Raw genomic sequence first — 20,067 nt, forward strand, 5'->3', positions numbered from 1 at the left:
ATCGCCTCCAACACCAACCGGAACATCCCCGCCAACCGCGACAACCCACCACCACCAAACACCCGCGCATCCGCGACGAGGTCGAGGAAGCCGCTGGCCGCGGTGACCTGGAGGAGGAACTCGGTGCCGCCCTCACCGGCGACGGCCTCGAAGCCGACCTGCTCCTCACTGTCGGTGTTGGCGCGCCGGAACTCGGTGTAGTCGAAGACGACGTCGATCGGGTGCTGGTCCTCACCGGTCAGCCGGTGCACCGCGGGCAGCGGGTAGCGGCGGTGCGGCCACAGCTCCGCCTCGCGGTCGAAGACCGCGCGCACCAGTTCCCGCCAGGTACGCGCACCCCGCTCGTAGCCGAACGGCAGGATGTTGATGTACATGCCGTGCACCCGCTCGGCACCACGCACCTCCGGCCGCGCGTCACACACCAGCCCGGTGTGGAATCGCCGCTCGTCGGTGAGCTGGCTCATCACCTTCAGGTGCGCCGCGTGCAGGACCGCCTTCGGCGACACCTCGCAGGCCGAGGCGAGGGCCCGGATGCGCGGGTCGAGGTCCTGGTAGCTGATCCGGTGTCGAAGGACCGCGCCGTGCGCCGCGTCCGGCTCTCCCCAACCGGACGGCGGGGTGAACTTCACGTACTCGGAAGTGATTTTGCGCCAGTACGCCTGATCGGCGTCGGAGTCCACCGCCGCACGCTCACCGGCGACGAAGTCGGCGTAGCGGACCGCGATCGGCTCCGACGCCTCAGGTGCCATGCCGACGCAGCGCCGCTCATAGCAGCTGCGCAGCTCGGCCAGGAGCGCGTTCAGGTCCCAGCCACCGGTCACCAGGTGGCTGATCGCCAGAGTGAGCCACCAACCACCGTCCGTGTCGACGTGGGCGCTGATCCGCAGCAGCGGAGCGGGGTGCTCGGGGTCGAACGGCCGCGCGCGCTCGGCCTCGACGTGCTCACGCAGTTGCGCCTCGGCCCGCTCCGGGTCCAGCCGCAGGACCCGGACGTCGACCGGGACCTCGGAGTGCACGAGTTGCAGGGGCACCGAGTAGCCGTCCAGGGCGAAGGAGGTGCGCAGGGTCTCGTGCCGGGCGACGATGTCCCGCACCGCCGCGGTCAGGGCGTCTGCGGCGAAGGGCTGGCGGCTGTGCACCCGGAAGCACCGGACGATGTGGTAGAGGGACCGCTGCGACTCCTTCTGCATCTGCACCAGCATGCCGAGTTGCACCTGGGCGATCGGGTAGGCGTCGTCGAGGCCGGTCGGCAGGGCGGCCCGGTCTGCCTCGTCGAGTTGCGCGAAGCGGGCCACCGGCTGGAACTGCGGCTCGGGGGTCGCCGTCTGCTTGGCCTCGAGATGCCCGGCGAGCGCCGCGACGGTGCGGTGCACGAAGACGTCGCGTACGCCGACGCCGAACCCGGCCGTCCGCAGCGCGCCGACCAGCGCCACCGCCCGTAGTGAATCGCCGCCGAGGTCGAAGAAGTTGTCCAGGACGCTGACGGTGTCGAGTTTGAGTACCCGGGCCCAGATATCGGCCAGTTGCGCTTCCAGATCCGTACGCGGAGCGACGTGCACCCGCTCGGTGACGGTCACCGATTCCAGCAACGCGGCCCGATCGACCTTCCCGTTCGCGTTCAACGGAATCGACTCCACCGCGACCAGATCAGCCGGAATCATGTACTCCGGCAACCGATCCGCACACTCCTGACGCACCCGCTGCACCAGCCCCACGTCCGGACCCTCCGGAACATAGAAACCGACCAGCCGCGCCTCACCCACCACACCGGAATGCACCACCGCCACCGCGTCACGCACCCCGGCCACCGCGGTCAACACCGACTCGATCTCACCCAACTCGATCCGGTAACCACGCACCTTCACCTGGTGGTCCACCCGACCCACGAACTCCACCACACCATCGGGCAACCGACGCGTCAGATCCCCCGTCCGATACAACCTCGACCCCGGCTCACCGAACGGATCCGGCACAAACCGATCCGCCGTCAACCCCGGCTGACCCGCATACCCCCGCGCGACACCGACACCACCCACATACAACTCACCGGTCACCCCCACCGGCACCGGCTGCATCCACGCGTCCAACACATACATCCGCACACCCGGCAACGCCCGACCGATCGGCACCACCGGCAACGTCTGCTCAACCCGAACCGGAAAAACACACGTACCCACCGACGCCTCCGTCGGCCCGTACTCATTAATCAGATTCCCCGGCCCCAACAAACCCAGCCAACGATTCGCCACCGCCGCCGGCAAACCCTCACCAGCAACCACCACCACCGGCGCCAAACCCGCCAACCGGTCATCCGACAACTGCCGACCCAAAATCTCCAAATGACCCGGCGTCAACTTCAAGAAACTAAACGGACCAGCCCCATCCAGCACAGCCCCCAACTCCGCCAGATCCACATCCTGATCCACCATGAACACACGCTGGCCCACCACCAACGGCGCCCACACATTCGGCACCTGCAAATCAAAAGCCACCGACGAGAAAACAGCACAACCAGCCGAACCACGACCAGCCAACTCACCCGCAGCCCACGCCACATGATTCGCCAAACCCCGATGCGTGACCTGCACACCCTTCGGCCGACCCGTCGAACCCGACGTGAAAATCACATAAGCCACATCATCAAGATCCACCACACCCGGCAACACCACCGAACCCACCGGATCCGAACCGGCCACCTCCTCCACCGCCAGAACCCCAACCCCAGCAGCAGCAAACCGATCCACATACCGAGCCGACGTCACCACACACGACACACCCGCATCCGCCAACATCGACTCGACCCGACCCACCGGAAACGCCGGATCCAACGGCACAAACGCCGCCCCCGCCTTCCACACCCCCACCATCGCCGCCACCAGATCAACACCCCGATCCAGCAACACCCCCACCACAGCGCCACGACCCACACCCCGCGACACCAACCCACGAGCAAAACCCACCGCCCGCGAATCCAACTCCGCAAACCCAACCCCATTAACCGCCTCACCCGACGGCACCGCCACAACCTGACGCTCAAACCCCTCCAACACCGACCACGACACCAACTCCCCCACACCCACATCCCCCAACACCACCGACACCTCACCCGCCGGCAAACACACCACCCGCGCATCCCCACCCGGATCCGCCACCATCGCCTCCAACACCACCCGATACATCCCCCCCAACCGCAGGACGTTGGAGTAGCTGACGACGTGCGGACGGCTGAGGATGCTCAGCGTTCCGTCGAGGGTGGAGACGTGCAGGTCGAACTCGCTGGACGCCTCGTAGATGGCGTCGTCGAAGCCGACCCGGTCGGTGTCGACCTGGGCGAAGTCGAGGAAGTTGAACAGGATCTCGATGGGCCGCTCGCCATTGGTGAACCGCTGCACCGCCGGCAGCGGGTAGTGCCGGTGCGGCCACAACTCCAACTCGGCCTCGAAGGTCTGCCGGATCAACTCCTCCCAGGTGGCGGCGGAACCCCGGTGCACGAACGGCAGCGTGTTCAGGTGCATGCCGTACACCCGGTCGGCGCCGGCCACCTCGGGCCGGCCGTGACACACCAGGCCGCTGGTGAAGACGTCCTGGTCGGTGAGCTGGCTCATCACCTTCAGGTGCGCCGCCAGCAGCACGCTCTTCAGCGACGTGCCGGTACGGCTGGCCAGGTTCTTGAGCCCGTCGAGCAGGTCGTGCAGCGGCACCCGGGTGCCGCACTGGAACTCGGGGTCGCTCTCCGGCGCTCCCCAGCCGCTCGGCAGGGTGAAGCGCGGGTACTCGACCACGCCACGCCAGTACGCCTCGTCCTCGGCGGAGGCGAGGGAGGCCAGTTCGGCGGCGACGAAGTCGGCGTAGCGGACCGGCAGCGCGTCGAAGGGCACGGGTGAACCGGTGTCCCGCAGCCGCCGGTAGTTGTCCAGAATCTCCATCAGCAGGGAGTGGTGGCTCCAGCCTTCGAGGATGCCGTGCGACATGGTCAGCACGAACCACCAGGCGTTGCCCTCGCCGATCGCGCCGGCGACCCGGATCTGGGGGAACTCCTCCGGCGCGAACGGGGCGGCCCGTTCGGCGGCCATGTAGGCGCGGAGTCCCTCCTCGGCGTCCGTGCCCCGCAGGTCGAGCACGGCCACCTCGATCGGGACCTCGGAGTGCACGAGTTGCAGGGGCACCGAGTAGCCGTCCAGGGCGAAGGAGGTGCGCAGGATCTCGTGCCGGTCCACGACGGTCTGCACCGCACGGCGCAGCGCGTCGGGGACGAAGGGCTGGTCGTCGTGGATCGGGAAGGCCGACACGTTGTGGTAGGTGTGCCGGTCGGTGTCGGCCAGCATCTGCACCAGCATGCCGAGTTGCACCTGGCCGATCGGGTAGGCGTCGTCGAGGCCGGTCGGCAGGGCGGCCCGGTCTGCCTCGTCGAGCTGCGTGAACGGAGCCACCGGCTCGAATCGCGGTTCGACGGCGGCCTGCGTCGCCTGGATGTGCGTGGCGAGCGCGGCCACGGTGCGGTGCACGAAGACGTCCCGGACCGACGCGGGGAAGCCGGCGGTGCGTAGTGCGCCGACCAGCGCGATGGCGCTGATCGAGTGACCGCCGAGGTCGAAGAAGTTGTCCAGGACGCTGACGGTGTCGAGTTTGAGTACCCGGGCCCAGATATCGGCCAGTTGCGCTTCCAGATCCGTACGCGGAGCGACGTGCACCCGCTCGGTGACGGTCACCGATTCCAGCAACGCGGCCCGATCGACCTTCCCGTTCGCGTTCAACGGAATCGACTCCACCGCGACCAGATCAGCCGGAATCATGTACTCCGGCAACCGATCCGCACACTCCTGACGCACCCGCTGCACCAGCCCCACGTCCGGACCCTCCGGAACATAGAAACCGACCAGCCGCGCCTCACCCACCACACCGGAATGCACCACCGCCACCGCGTCACGCACCCCGGCCACCGCGGTCAACACCGACTCGATCTCACCCAACTCGATCCGGTAACCACGCACCTTCACCTGGTGGTCCACCCGACCCACGAACTCCACCACACCATCGGGCAACCGACGCGTCAGATCCCCCGTCCGATACAACCTCGACCCCGGCTCACCGAACGGATCCGGCACAAACCGATCCGCCGTCAACCCCGGCTGACCCGCATACCCCCGCGCGACACCGACACCACCCACATACAACTCACCGGTCACCCCCACCGGCACCGGCTGCATCCACGCGTCCAACACATACATCCGCACACCCGGCAACGCCCGACCGATCGGCACCACCGGCAACGTCTGCTCAACCCGAACCGGAAAAACACACGTACCCACCGACGCCTCCGTCGGCCCGTACTCATTAATCAGATTCCCCGGCCCCAACAAACCCAGCCAACGATTCGCCACCGCCGCCGGCAAACCCTCACCAGCAACCACCACCACCGGCGCCAAACCCGCCAACCGGTCATCCGACAACTGCCGACCCAAAATCTCCAAATGACCCGGCGTCAACTTCAAGAAACTAAACGGACCAGCCCCATCCAGCACAGCCCCCAACTCCGCCAGATCCACATCCTGATCCACCATGAACACACGCTGGCCCACCACCAACGGCGCCCACACATTCGGCACCTGCAAATCAAAAGCCACCGACGAGAAAACAGCACAACCAGCCGAACCACGACCAGCCAACTCACCCGCAGCCCACGCCACATGATTCGCCAAACCCCGATGCGTGACCTGCACACCCTTCGGCCGACCCGTCGAACCCGACGTGAAAATCACATAAGCCACATCATCAAGATCCACCACACCCGGCAACACCACCGAACCCACCGGATCCGAACCGGCCACCTCCTCCACCGCCAGAACCCCAACCCCAGCAGCAGCAAACCGATCCACATACCGAGCCGACGTCACCACACACGACACACCCGCATCCGCCAACATCGACTCGACCCGACCCACCGGAAACGCCGGATCCAACGGCACAAACGCCGCCCCCGCCTTCCACACCCCCACCATCGCCGCCACCAGATCAACACCCCGATCCAGCAACACCCCCACCACAGCGCCACGACCCACACCCCGCGACACCAACCCACGAGCAAAACCCACCGCCCGCGAATCCAACTCCGCAAACCCAACCCCATTAACCGCCTCACCCGACGGCACCGCCACAACCTGACGCTCAAACCCCTCCAACACCGACCACGACACCAACTCCCCCACACCCACATCCCCCAACACCACCGACACCTCACCCGCCGGCAAACACACCACCCGCGCATCCCCACCCGGATCCGCCACCATCGCCTCCAACACCACCCGATACATCCCCCCCAACCGGAGCAGGGCGTCGTGGCTGACGTGACGTCGGCTGGCCTGGAGGGTCAGGAAACCGAGCCGGCTGAACACACCCAGCGGGAACTCGGTCGGGCTGTCGTCGATGGATTCGGCGTAGTCGATGTCTGCGGTGTCGATCTGGTGGAAGTCGTGGTAGCTGAACCGCACGTCGAGCAGCCGGGCGTCCTGCCCGATCTCACGTTGCAGGGTGGACAGCGGGTAGCGGCGGTGCGGCCACAGCTCCACCTCGGCCTCGAAGGTCCGCCGGATCAGCTCCTCCCAGGTGGCGGGTGCGCCGTCGTAACCGATCGGAACGGTGTTGAGGTGCATGCCGTACACCCGGTCGGCACCGGCCACCTCGGGCCGGATGTTGCAGACCAGACCGGTGTAGAAGCGGCCGGCCTCGGTGAGCTGGCTCATCACCTTCAGGTGCGCCGCCAACATGACCGACTTGTAGGGCACGCCGAGACGCCGGGCGAGGTCGCGCAGCGCCGATTCGAGGTCCTGGAGCGGCACCCAGTGCTCGTGCTTGGCCCCCTCCGGGGCTGCCGGATCGGCCCAGCCGACCGGCAGCTCGTGCCGGGTCCGCCCGACCAGGGCGCGACGCCAGAACTCGCGGTCCAGGTCACCGGTGACCGACCGCTGTTCGGCGGCCACGGCGTCGGCGAACCGGACCGACGGGACCGGCTGCGGCGTGGGCTGCTCGCCGGCGCGGATCCGGTGGTACTCGCGGACCAGCTCCATGATCAGGGAGTGGTAGCTCCACCCGTCCAGGATCGGGTGGCACTCGGTCAGGGTGAGCCACCAGCTACCGTCGGAGCAGGTCCGGGCGTGCAGCCGCAGCAGCGACGGCCGGTCCAGGTCGAACAGACGGGTGCGCTCCACGGCAATGAAGTCGCGCAGTTCCCGGTCCAGTTCGGCCTGGTCGACGGCGTGGCTGTGGTCATGGGTGACGGTCAGCTCGGCGGTGGCGTGCACCAGCTGCATCGGCACCGAGTAGCTGGTCAGGTCGAAGGAGGTCCGCAGCACCTCGTGGCGTTGCACCAACAGCGCCGCGGCGGCGCGCAGCGCCTCCAGGGAGAACTCTCCCGCATCGCGCACCCGGTAGCTGGTCACGTTGTGGTAGTGGTTCTGCTCGGTGTCGGCGAGCAGTTCGACGAGCATGCCGAGCTGCCCCTGGGTGCACGGGTAGGCGTCCACGAGGTCGGCGGGCAACGCGGCCCGGTCGGCGGCGCTGATCAGCTCGAACGGGGCGACGGTCGGCTCCGGCTCGGCGGCCGGGCGCGCGGTGATCAGTTCGGCCAGCTCGGCGACGGTACGCCGCTCGAAGATGTCCCGGACCTCCACGTCGAGGTGCGCGTCGCGCAGCGCGCCGGCCAGCGCCACCGCGCGGATGGAGTCGCCGCCGAGGTCGAAGAAGCCGTCGTGCACACCGACCCGGTCCAGCCCGAGGGTGGTGGCCCAGACGTCGGCGAGCTGCTGCTCCACGATGGTGCGCGGGGCCACGTACGGCCGCTCGACGGGAGCCACCGTCCGGTCCGGGGAGGGCAGCGCGGCGCGGTCGAGCTTGCCGTTGTTGGTCAGCGGGATCCGGACCAGCGGCACGAACGCGGTGGGGATCATGTAGTCGGGCAGGGTCCGGCCCAGCGCCGCCCGAACCTGCGAGGGACGCAGGAGCGCCGGGTCCTCACCGGCCACCAGGTACGCGATCAGACGCTGGTCGCCCGGCCCCTGCTCGTGCAGCACCACCACCGCGTCCCGGACACCCGGCAGCGCGGTCAGCGCCGCCTCGATCTCACCCAGCTCGACCCGGTAACCACGGATCTTGACCTGGTGGTCGATCCGGCCGAGGAACTCCAGCCCGCCGTCCGCGTTGCGCCGGGCGAGGTCGCCACTGCGGTACAGCCGGGATCCGGGCGCACCCCACGGGTCCGGGACGAACCGCTGCGCGGTCAGCTCGGGGCGGCCGAGATAGCCACGCGCCACCCCGGGTCCACCCACGTAGATCTCGCCCGGCACCCCGATCGGAACCGGCTGGCCCTGCGCGTCGAGCAGGTATACGCAGAGGTCGGACAGCGGCGCGCCGATCGGGTTGGCCGTGCCGCCCACCTCGGCGTCGACGACGCGGTGGTGGGTGGTGTGCACGGTGGTCTCGGTGATCCCGTACATGTTGATCAGCTGGGGTGCGTCCAGCCCACGGCGGGCCACCCAGGGCGTCAGTTCGGCGTAGTCCAGCTGCTCGCCGCCGAAGGTCACCACCCGCAGGTCGAGCCGGTCCACCCGGGGGTCGCCGTCGGCCGCCAGGCAGACCAGGGCGCGGAACGCCGAGGGCGTCTGACTGAGCACCGTGACCCGGTGCTCGACCAGCTGGTCGAGCAGTTCCTCCGGCGACCGGATCACCGCACGCGGCAGCACCAGCAGCCGACCACCGTGCAACAGGCAGCCCCAGATCTCCCAGACGGAGAAGTCGAAGGCGTACGAGTGCAGCAGCACGAACACGTCGTCCGGACCGAACCGGTAGTCCTCGGCGGTCACCGTGAACAGGCGCAGCACCTGCCGGTGCGCCACCGCGACGCCCTTCGGGCGGCCGGTGGAACCCGAGGTGTAGATGACGTAGCAGAGGTTGTCCACGTCCATCGGCACGGCAGGGTCGCTGGTCGGCTGGGCGGTCAGCTCGGCGACGAACGCGGGGTCGTCCAGCAGCACCACGGTGCCGTCGAAGTCGGCGAACCGGTCCCGCGCGCCGACGGTGGTCAGCACGATCTCCGCACCCGCGTCGTTGATCATGAAGTCGAGCCGGTCGTCCGGTGAGGTCGGGTCCAGCGGCAGGTACGCCGCGCCGGACTTGAGCACGCCGAGCAGGGCTGGCACCAACTCGACGTCGTGGTCGAGGTGGACACCGACCAGCCGCTCCGGGCCGGCGCCCTGGGCGACCAGCCAGTGCGCGAGCCGGTTGGCGGCGGCGTTCAGCTCGGCGTAGGTACGGGTGGTGTCGCCGACCGTCAGCGCCACGGCGTCGGGTCGGGCGGCCACGAGTTGTTCGAACCGCCCGTGCACGGTCCCGGTGACCGGGTCGGCGGTGAGCGGGCCCCGGGTCACCATGGCCTGCTCGGCCTCGCCGAGCAGGCTCAGGTCGGACAGGCGGGCGGTCGGCTCCGCCGCCACCTGCTCGTACAGTCGCACCAGGTGCTCGGCCATCCGCTCGACGGTGGCGGTGTCGAACAGGGCGGTGGCGTACTCCAACCGGCCGCGCAGTCCGCCGTCGACGCCCTCGACCACGTGCAGGGTGAGGTCCACCTTGGCCGAGTGCAGCGGCAACTCCACCGGTTCCACGCTCAGACCGCCGGGCCAGGTGGTGCTCGGCGGGTCGCTCTGGAGGGTGAACGCGACCTGGTAGAGGGGGGTACGGGAGAGGTCGCGCTCCGGTTCCAGCTCGTCGACCAGCACGGCGAACGGCGCGTCCGCGTGGTCGAACGCGTCCAGCACCGTGGTCCGGTTCTGCTCCAACAGGGCGGCGAACGTCGGGTCGCCCTCCCACCGTCCCCGCAGCACCAGGTTGTCGATGCCGTAACCGACCAGGTCGCGCAGTTCTGAGCGGCTACGCGCCGACGACACCGTGCCGACGGCGAGGTCGGTCCGTCCGGTGTAGCGGGACAACAGCACCTGGAATCCGCTGAGCAGCGAGACGAAGACGGTGGTACCGGCGTCGCGGGCCGCCGCACGCAGCGCGTCGCCGACCTCGGCGGTCAGCGTGAAGGGAACCGACGAGCCACGCCAGTCGCGCCGCTTCGGGCGGGTACGGTCGGCCGGCAGTTCCACCGGAGTCAGCCCGGCGAGTTGGTTCCGCCAGTAGTCGAGGGACCGGGTGACGGCCTTGTCGTGCAGCCGACCCCGCTGCCAGGAGGCGAAGTCGGCGAACTGTACGGCGAGGGCCGGCAGCCGAGGCTCGGTGCCGCCGCTGAGGGCGGCGTACAGCTCGGCCAGCTCGTTGGTGAGCACCGCCACCGACGGGGCGTCGCAGGCGATGTGGTGCAGCACCAGCGCCAGCACGTGCTCGTCGGCGGCCAGCCGGACCAGCAGCGCCCGGACCGGCCACTCCTGGGCGAGGTCGAATCCGACCGAGGCGGCCTCGGCGAGGACCTCGGTGAGCGCTACCGCCCGCTCGGCGGCCGGGTGGGCGGTCAGGTCCACCTCGGACAGCTCGAGGTGGGCCGCCGGGTCGATCACCTGCACCGGTGCGTCACCGGCGAGCGCGTAGCGGGTGCGCAGGATCTCGTGCCGGGCGACGAGGGCGTCCAGGGCGCCTCCCAGCGCGGTGACGTCGAGGTCGCCGCGCAGCCGCAGCGCACAGGAGACCAGGTACTCCGCGCTGGTCGGGTCCATCCGGTTGAGGAACCACATCTGCTGCTGCCCGTGGGACAGCGGCAGCAGACCCGAGCGGTCCACGGCCGGAATCCGGCTGCGGCGGGCGGTACGACGGCCGGCCAGCCGACGCTGGACGAGTTCTTCACGCAGGTTCGGCTCGTTGGCGGTGCTGGTCATCGGATTCCCTCCGTGAATAACCCGCCGGTGAGCGGGCGAAGAAGGCGGAACTAGTGCAAAGGGGGCGGGCAGAGCTGGTCTGCGGGCAGGTCTGGTCTGGTCTGCGGCAGGGCGGACGAGGCGGCTACGCCGCTCAGTGCCCGGGTCGCGTCAGGTCGAGAGCGGCGGCGTCGTCCAGGGCGGCGTCGTCCAGGGCGTCGACCTCGGCTCGGATCAGGTCTTCGATGGCGATCGCCTGGGCGCGCACCGTGGGGTGCTCGAACACCAGGCGGATCGGCAGGTCGAGGTCGAACTCGTCCTGCAACTCGCCGATCAGCCGGGCGGCGAGAACCGAGTGCCCGCCCAGGAGGAAGAAGTTGTGCGTGACACCGATCCGCGCGTCCAGCAGCTGCGACCACACGGCGGCGATCCGTTTCTCCAGCGTGCTCTCGGGGTCGACGAACTCGGTGGTGTCCGCGGTGCCGTCGGCGAGGGCCGCGTCGAGCCGGCGGCGCAGGGCCTCCCGGTCGACCTTGCCGTTGGCGTTGAGCGGTATCCGTTCCACCGGCACGAACAGGCTCGGCACCATGAAGTCGGGCAGCTGGCGGGCGCAGTGCGCGGGCAGGTCGGCGGCATCGCCGGTGTAGAAGGCGACCAGGCGGTCCTGGTGGGCGAGGACCACACACTCGCGTACGCCCGGATGCTCGAGCAGGACGGCGCCCACCTCGCCGGGTTCGATCCGGTAGCCGCGGACCTTGACCTGGTCGTCCACCCGGCCGACGAAGGCCATCGTGCCGTCGGGCTGCCAACGCCCCAGGTCGCCGCTGCGGTAGAGGCGCGCGCCCGGCGGTCCGAAGGGGTCCGGCACGAAACGGTCGGCGGTCAACTCCGGCTGACCCACGTAGCCGGTGGCCAGGCAGGCACCGCCGATGTACAGCTCACCTACCGCGCCGACCGGCAGCAGCCGCATCTCGTCGTCCAGGATCCGCACCACGGTGTTCGCCATCGGCCGGCCGATCGACACGATCTCGGTATGCTGCTCGGTCTCCACCGGATAGGCCGACATGATCACCGTGGTCTCGGTCGGACCGTACGAGTTGATCAGGCCACCGGGGCCGAGCAGTCGCCACCACCGGTTCGCCACCGACTTGCTGAGCACCCCACCGGCCACCCAGAGCTGGCCGGCCAACCGCTGCGCCTGCTCCCGGTCGATCTGGCCGGCGAGGAGTTCCAGGTGCGGGGGCGTCATGATGAACCGGTCGTACGGCCCGGAGGCCAGCAGCAGTCGGCCGAGGTCGGTGAGGTCGAACTCCTGGGGAAGCAGGGTCACCGGCCGACCGGCCACCAGCGGACCCCAGAGGTTGGAGATCGACAGGTCGAAGGCGATGGTGGAGAAGAGTGGCGCGCCGCCACCGGTCGGGCGTCCACCCCGGTCGCCGAGCGCCTCGGTCTCCGTCGCGCAGGCGAGGAAGTTCGTGATCGCGGTGTGGGAGAGCAACACTCCCTTGGGTCGACCGGTCGACCCGGAGGTGAACAGCACGTACGCCGACTGCGCCGGATCGAGGTCACGGGGCGGCGGGTCGGTCGACTCGGCGCTGATCAAGAGCCGATGGGTGTCCACCTGGAGCGTCGGCACCTCGAACCGCTCGGCGTACCGTGCGTCGGTGACGGCGAGACCGACGTCGGCGGTGGCGAGCAGGTAGCCGATCCGTTCGGCGGGATACGAGGGGTCGAGCGGAAGACACGTGGTGCCCGCCTTCCAACAACCCAGGATCGCGGCGACCAGGTCCGGACCACGATCCAGCAGCACCGCGACGACCGCGCCCGGCGCCACGCCGGAGCGGCGCAGGTGATGGGCGAACTGGTTGGCCCGGCCGTCCAGTTCGGCGTAGGTGGTCACCGCCTCGCCCTGGCGCAGCGCCACGGCCTGCGGTGACGCGGCCAGCCGTGCCTCGAACAGGTCGACCACGGTGGTGGCCGGACGGGGCACCGTCGGCCCGTTCCACTCGTGCAGCAGCCGGTGTCGCTCCTCGGCGGTGAACGGGTCGAGTTCGTCGAGGCGTACGTCGGGACGGGTGGCGGCGTCCTGCCACAGCCGGACGAGATGGTCGGCCAGCCGTCGTACGGTGGACTCGTCGAACAACGCGGTGGCGTACTCCACCGCCCCGGCGAGCGAGCCGTCGGGCTGCGGCCAGAGGTGCACGGTCAGGTCCGTCTTGGCCACCGTGGAGGCCCGCCGCAGCGCGTCGACCGCGACCGGGTCCTCGGCGACCGAGCCGGTGATGCCACCCTCCTGGTAGTTGAGCATCACCTGGTAGAGCGGGGTGCGGGAGAGATCCCGCCGGCCGAGCAGGTCGTCCACCACCCGGTCGAAGGGCAGGTCCTGGTGCGCCAGGGCGGCACCGACCACATCGGCGACCCGCCGCAGCGCCCGCACCACGTCAGCAGCCGGATCGAGCGTGCAGCGCAGCACCACCGGGTTGAGGAAGATCCCGGCGATCTGGTCGGCCTCGGGCGGCCGATGCCCGGAGGTGGGCACGCCGACCGGCACGTCCCACTGCCCGCCGTACCGGGCCAGCAGGGTGGCGAAGCCGGTGAGCAGCGCGACGAACGGGGTGACCGCGCAGCGGCGCGCCAGGTCGGTGAGGGCGTCGGCGACCTCCGCCGGCACCGTGAAAGCGAGCATCTCGCCGCGCGCGTCCCGTTCGGCGGGTCGCGGGCGGTCCAGCGGCAGCGGCAACTCGGGCAGCCCGGCGAGGGTGTCCCGCCAGTACGTCAGCTCCCGCTCGACCACCTGGTCGGTGAGCTGCTGGTGCTGCCAGACGGCGTAGTCGGCGTACTGCACCGGCAGCTGCGGCAACTCGGCGGGGCGTCCGGCGGCCGTGGCCAGGCACAGTTCCCGCAGATCCCGTTCGAGGATCAGGGCGGTACCGGCGTCGGAGGCGATGTGGTGCACGGCCATCACCAGCAGGTGGTCCTGACCGGACGCGGTGGCCAGCGCGGCCCGCCACAGCCGTCCGGCACCCAGGTCGAAGCCTTCGCCGAGCTGCGCCGAGACCAACTCGGCCAGCCCGCCCTGGCTGACGTCGCGCACCTCGACGGCGGCCGGTGCCGGCGGCACGACCTGCTGCCGGGGCACCCCGTCGACGACCAGGTAGCGGGTGCGCAGCGGCTCGTGTCGCGCCTCCAGGGCGGACAGGGCGGCGACCACGTGGTCCGGGTGGACGGTGGCGGGCAGCCGCACGTAGATCGGGACGACCCACTCCCGGCTGCCCGGGTCGAGCTTGTCGAGCATCCAGAGTCGTTGCTGCGCGGCGGAGAGCGGCAGGGGTCGCTCACGCCCCACCGGCAGCACGGGCACGGCCGGTGCGGCGGCGTCCAGCAGCCGGGCCTGGGCGGCCACGGTGGTCGCGGTGAGCAGGTCCCGCAGCGCCACGGTGCCGCCCGCCGCCGCGCTGAGCCGGCTTTCCAGTGCCAGCGTCTCCAGCGAGGAGCCGCCGAGCTGGTAGAAGTCGTCGTCGACCCCGATCTCGTCGACGCCGAGCAGGTCCCGCCAGACGGCGGCGACGGTCCGTTCCGCACGGGTCGTCGGTGGTCGCAGTGCCGCCCGGTCGACCGGCTCGATGGGCGGCAACGCCGACCGGTCGACCTTGCCGCTGGGGGTGCGGGGAAGGTCCGCGAGCGGTTGGAACACCACGGGTACCAGCGCCTCGGGCAGGCGGCCCACGCAGAAGGCGCGCAGCTGCGCCGGGGTGGGTGCCGGTCGCCCGACGACGTACGCGGCGAGCTGCCGACGACCCGCCGGGTCGGTGTGGCCCACCACCACCGACGCGCGGACGTCCGGATGCCCGGCGAGCACCGCCTCCACCTCGGCCGGTTCGATCCGGACGCCGTTGACCTTGAGTTGGTGGTCGACCCGGCCGACGAACTCCAGGTTCCGGTCGGAGCGCCAGCGGACCTGGTCGCCGGTGCGGTAGAGGCGGGCACCGGGCGGGCCGTACTCGTCGGGGACGAACTGGTCGGCGGTCAGCTCCGGCCGGTGGAGGTAGCCGCGACCCAGGTTGGCCCCACCGACGTACAGCTCGCCGACCACGCCCACCGGCACGGGTCGCCGGTCGGCGTCGAGCACCTGGAGCCGGATGTCGGGCAGCGGACGGCCGATCGGCACCGGCCCGGTCAGCTGCTCCGGATCGACCAGGTGGGCCGTCACGTCGATCGCGCACTCGGTCGGGCCGTAGGTGTTCCAGATCTGCACCTGGGGGGTGACCGCGAGCCGTCGGCACAGTTCGGCGTGCAGCGGTTCACCCGCCGAGAAGATCAGCCGCAGGCTGGTGCAGTCGGCCCAGCCGGGCTCGTCGACCAGCCGCCCGTACACCGTCGGCACGCCCTGTAGGACGGTGATCCGGTGCCGGGCGACGGCGGCGACGAGGGCGCCCGGATCGCGGTGCGCGTCGGGGGGCGCCAGCACCACGGTGCCGCCGCTGGCCAGCGGGGCGAAGAACTCCCATCCCGCCGCGTCGAAACTGACCGAGGTCTTCTGCAACACCCGGTCGGCGGGGCCGAGGCCGTGTTCCCGGATCGTCCAGGTCACCCGGTTCGCGATGCCCCGGTGGGTGATCAGCACCCCCTTGGGGCGGCCGGTGGAGCCGGAGGTGTAGATGGCGTAGGCGACCGACTCCGGGTCCGGTAGCGGTACCGGGGCGGTGGTATCGGCGGCGGAGATCCGGCTCCGCTCGGTGTCCAGGCACACCACCCGGGCGGGTGCCGCCTCGTCGCGGAGCGTGCTCAGGGTGAGCAGCACCTCGGCACCGCTGTCGTCGAGGATCCACCGTCGGCGCTGCGCCGGGTGGTTCGGGTCCAGCGGCAGGTAGGCCGCGCCGGCCCGCCAGATCCCCAGCAGTGCGACCACCAGGTCGACGCCGCGATCGAGGTTGACCGCCACCAGGGTCTCCGGCCCGACGCCCAGCCCGGCCAGGTACCGCCCGAGCTGGTTGGCGCGCCGGTCCAGCTCGGCGTAGTCCAGCTGCCCGGTGTCGCCGTCCACCGCCGTGGCGGCGGGGGTCAGCGCGGCCTGCCGGGCGACCAGCTCGGAGAGCGTGCTCGTTCCCGGAGTGATGGCTGCTGGCATCGCCAGCGGAACGATGCTCATCGGTACTCCTCCTCGGGGACCGGGCGGGGCGTCGGGTTGGTTCGTGGGCTTCAGGCGGTGCTCTGGGACTCCATGCGCTGGCGCAGGCTCAGCGGTCGCATGTCGGTCCAGAGTTCGCCGATCCGGGCCAGGCACTCCTCGCGCGTGCCCTCGGTGCCCTCCGCCCGCCAGCCGGCCGGCGGCTCCCGGTCGGTCCACCAGACCGAGTACTGCTCCTCGTCGTTGAGCACCACTCGGTAGCTGCGGTCGTCGCTCATTGCCACTCCTTCGGTGATCCGGCGGACGCCCCGATGGCGTCCGGCACAGGTAGGAAGTCGTCGACGCGTACGCCGAGGCCCCGCCGGTCAGCGGTGGCCCGCACGTGCTCGGCCACGGCGAGGTCCAGCACCCCGAGGCCGAACGGGGACACCACCACCGGCCTGTCGTCGTCGGGCAGCCGGACCTGGCCGCCGGCCAGCCCGCCGATCGTGGCGTGGACGAAGTCCCGCCCGCCGGTGAGCTGTTCGGCCAGGTGCAGTGAGGTGTGCTCGCGGCAGACGTGGTCGGCGTCGTCGACCACGTTGCGGGCCGCCAGCACCGCCTCGGGCCGCAGGTCACGCAGGGACAGGTGCAGCAGCACCGTGCCCGGACGGCAGGCGTCCAGGTCGAGGTGGGGGGCGGTGGCGGTGGTGGCGATGGCGACCAACCGGTGCGCGGCCAGCGCCTCCTCGGCGGTGCGGGCCAGCGTCGTGGGCACCTCCGGCAGCAACGCGCGGGCCGCCTCGGCGAACGCCGCCGCCCGCGCCGGGTCCGTGTCGAACAGGGTGAGCGCCGGTGGCGGGGCGACGGTGCCGGCGACGAACCGCAGCACCTGCTGGTTGATCAGACCGCAGCCGATCAGGGCCAGACCGTCCGGGCGACGGTGCGTGGTGAGCAGGTCGGCCGCCAGCGCCGCGCTCGCCGCGGTACGTCGGGCGGAGACGACCGACCCTTCGACCAGCGCCACCGGATGCCCGGTACGCATCGAGTTCAGCACGATGGCCGCGCTGGCCCGTTCCAGGCCCTGGGCGAGGTTGCCGGGGAAGGACGAGATCCACTTGATGCCGGCGACCGGCGGGTCGGTGTCGAGGTGGGCGGGCAGCCCGATGACCCGGTCGCGGGGCCGATCGGGGAAGCGCAGGAAGACCGAGTGCGGCACACTGCTGCGCCCCTGCTCGTGCAGCAGGTACGCCTGACGGACCAGGTCCACGACCCGGGCGTCGTCGCCGTCGAGGATGTCGCGTACCACGGCCTGACCGATGATCAGCATGACTCGTCCTTCCACAGATGGGTGATCTCTCCGAAGTGTCGTACCACCCATTGATCGGAATAGATCGTGTCGAGATAGCGATCACCGTTGTCCGGCAGGATCAGCACGGCGGTGGCCCCCGCCGGGATCTGCGCGATCCGGCGGTGCAGCGCGGCGACGGTGGCACCGGAGGAGCCACCGGCGAGGATGGCCTCCCGGTTGAGCAGCAGCCGGCACCCGACCACGCAGTCCAGGTCCGAGACGTGCACCACCTCGTCCGGCGCCGCGTCGGCCGCCAGGGGCGGCGTGATCGACGCACCGTGACCGGGGATCAGCCGTGGCTCCGGTTGACCACCGAAGATCGCGCTGCCCACCGCGTCCACCGCCACCACCCGGGTGGACAGTCCCTGCTCGCGCAGGTAGCCGACGCAGCCGACCAGCGTCCCGCAGGTGCCGGTGGTGCAGTACAGGTAGTCGACCTGCCCGTCGAGCGCGGTGACGATCTCGGCTATGGTGCGCCGTTGCGCCGCGGCGTTGAGCGGGTTGGCGTACTGGTCGGGGCGGTACGCGTCCGGAATCCGTTCGCACAGCTCGCGGACCCGGTTCTGCCGGACGGGCAGATATTCCCCGGTCACCGGGTCGGGGTGTTCGACCATCTCGATCTCCGCGCGGTACGCGTGCAGGATGGCGAGGTTCTGACGGGTGGTCTTCGGGTCGACCACGCAGATGAACCGGATCGCGTAGTACGCGCACACCTGGGCGAGGCCGATGGCCAGGTTGCCCGAGCTGGACTCGATCACCACCGACCGGCCGGGCACCAGCTCACCCGACTCGATCTTGCCGCGCAGCATGCTCAGCGCGGTGCGGTCCTTGATGCTGCCGCCGGGGTTGAAGCGCTCCAGCTTCACGAATATCCGAGAGGGAGAGTCCGGGAACAGCCGGACCAACTGGACCAGCGGCGTGTTCCCGATCGTCGAGAGGATGCCCTCACGCACCGTTCCTCCCTCCACAAGTGGCCTTTCCAGTGCCATGACGTTGTCAATCAGGGCTATACGGGCCCTATACCGGTGCCTCGCCGCTCACGCGGTTCCGGAGCCGGCCGGTGACGGGGGTGCACCGACCGGCTCCGGCCCGAGTGGCGACGGCCCGACCCGGCTGGCCGGACCGCTCACCACCGGGTCTATCGCGCGCCCAGCGCCAGCAGGTCGCGCAGTTCCGTCTCGTCGACCATCGGCGCGCGGGACACCACGGTCTGCGGTGCCGTGCAGGCCACCCGCAGCATCTGGAGGAAGTGCCGGGCCAACCGCCGCACGGTCGACTCGTCGAACAGGTCGACGTCGTAGCCGAACTCGGCCTCGATCCGGCCGTCGTTGTACTGCGTGAGGGTCGCCGAGAGGTCGAACTGACCCTCGTCGTACGGGATGTCCAGGAGCCGGACCCGGTGCCCGACGAACGGGTGGCGCTCGTAGGTGAAGTCGTCGTCGTGCTGGTGCGCGAGCAGCGTGACGGTCACCCGTACCACCGGCCCCTGGCTGCGTCGGCTCGCCTGGACCAGCGGGAACGGGTAGGCCGCGTGCGCCACCCCGTCGGTCAGTTGCCGACTCGCGGCGGCGATCGCCTCGGCGAAGGTGGTGCCCGTGTCGAACGAGCCGCGCAACGCGATCGTGTTGACCAACAGTCCGACCACCCCACGCAGCGCCCGCCCCCGACGCAGCGTGGCGGGACACCCGACGGTGAACTCGCCCAGCCCGCTGTAGCGGTACATCGTGGCCTGGAACGCGGCGAGCACCACGCTGTACGGCGTGACTCCGGCCGTGGCGGCGGCCTGCCGCAACCCGACGACGAGGTCGTCCGGCAGCGGCTGGCTGAACGCGCCGCCCCGGAACGAGCGCACCGGCGGGCGGGGGCGGTCGGTCGGCAGGGTCACCGCCGTGGCACCGTCGCAGACCCGGTCCCAGTACGCCCGTAGCCGCTCGCCACGCTCGCCGGAGAGCGCCGCCTGCTGCCGGGCCAGGAAGTCGTCGTAGGTGCCGCCGACCGGCGGCAACTCCACCGGCCGTCCGGCCCGCAACGCGGCGTACACCTCGGCCAGCTCCTGCCAGACGATGCGCTGCGAGTGGAAGTCGGTGGCGATGTGGTGGACGACCACCACCAGGACGCAGTCGGTCCGCCGCCGCAGCAGCGCCGCCCGCAGCGGGCCGTCGTCGCCCAGCCGCAGCGGCTGGTCGCCGAGTTTCTTGCACCGGCGCAGCAGCCCGTCGTCGTCCAGGTCGGGCACGTCGTGCACCTCGACCTCGGTGGGTGGGTCGCGGTCCACGACCCGCACCGGCCCGTGGTCCGTCTGCACGAACCGGGATCGGAGCAGGTCGTGGCGGGACCGCACCACGGTCAACGCCCGGCGCACCAGATCGGGATCGAGTGCCGGCTCGACGTACAGACCGTGCACCACGTTGCTGGCCGCGCTATCCGGCGCGAGCCGCTGGACCAGCCACAGCGCGCGCTGCCCGACCGACAACTGCCGGACGTCCTCGGTCACATCGAGGACCTGGCGGCGAGGACGAAGTCCGTGATGTCCTGGACCTTCGCGAAGTTGCCGACCTCCTCGTCGGGCACCTCGATGTCGAAGTGGTTCTCCACGGCGGCGAGCAGGTCGACCAGTTTGAGGCTGTCCAGGCCGAGGTCGACGAAGGCGTCCCCCGGGTTGATCTGCCGGTCGACGTTCTCGGTCATCAGTTTGCGGGTGAGCCGCACGACGTCCGGGAACACCTGGTCAACAGCGATGGTCATGGTCATGGTCCTTTCGACAGAGG

Annotated in this window: 7 protein-coding genes; all 7 read right to left on the bottom strand. The window is 70.4% G+C overall.

Annotated features, from left to right (window positions below; translation table 11 throughout):
* The coding region (locus tag ACLQ2S_RS21070) for an amino acid adenylation domain-containing protein (protein ID WP_425702410.1) at positions 1-10,862 on the bottom strand (10,862 nt) is incomplete at its 3' end.
* A 133-nt stretch (positions 10,863-10,995) separates the two neighbouring features.
* Positions 10,996-15,990, bottom strand: coding sequence for an amino acid adenylation domain-containing protein (locus ACLQ2S_RS21075; RefSeq protein WP_425702412.1), 4,995 nt, complete (start codon positions 15,988-15,990; stop codon positions 10,996-10,998).
* Between the two features lie 50 nt (positions 15,991-16,040).
* Positions 16,041-16,247 (bottom strand): MbtH family protein, encoded by a 207-nt coding sequence (locus ACLQ2S_RS21080; RefSeq protein WP_155221566.1) that lies wholly within the window; start codon positions 16,245-16,247, stop codon positions 16,041-16,043.
* The gene (gene sbnB, locus ACLQ2S_RS21085) at positions 16,244-17,278 is read right to left on the bottom strand and encodes a 2,3-diaminopropionate biosynthesis protein SbnB (protein WP_155221567.1); all 1,035 of its coding nucleotides are present in this window, start codon (positions 17,276-17,278) and stop codon (positions 16,244-16,246) included. The genes ACLQ2S_RS21080 and sbnB overlap by 4 nt, the downstream gene beginning before the upstream one ends.
* A complete protein-coding gene (sbnA, locus tag ACLQ2S_RS21090; protein WP_425702414.1) occupies positions 17,272-18,288 on the bottom strand; it encodes a 2,3-diaminopropionate biosynthesis protein SbnA in 1,017 nt (338 codons plus the stop codon). Before sbnA ends, sbnB begins: the two co-directional genes overlap by 7 nt.
* Positions 18,289-18,437: 149 nt before the next feature.
* Positions 18,438-19,793 carry a condensation domain-containing protein gene (locus ACLQ2S_RS21095; protein WP_425702416.1) on the bottom strand — a complete coding sequence of 452 codons (1,356 nt, stop codon included), beginning with the start codon at positions 19,791-19,793 and terminating at the stop codon, positions 18,438-18,440.
* A complete protein-coding gene (locus tag ACLQ2S_RS21100) occupies positions 19,790-20,044 on the bottom strand; it encodes an acyl carrier protein (RefSeq protein WP_375335374.1) in 255 nt (84 codons plus the stop codon). Before ACLQ2S_RS21100 ends, ACLQ2S_RS21095 begins: the two co-directional genes overlap by 4 nt.
* Positions 20,045-20,067: the final 23 nt, after the last annotated feature.

The sequence above is a fragment of the Micromonospora sp. DT48 genome (genome assembly GCF_049844495.1).
Taxonomy (GTDB): domain Bacteria; phylum Actinomycetota; class Actinomycetes; order Mycobacteriales; family Micromonosporaceae; genus Micromonospora.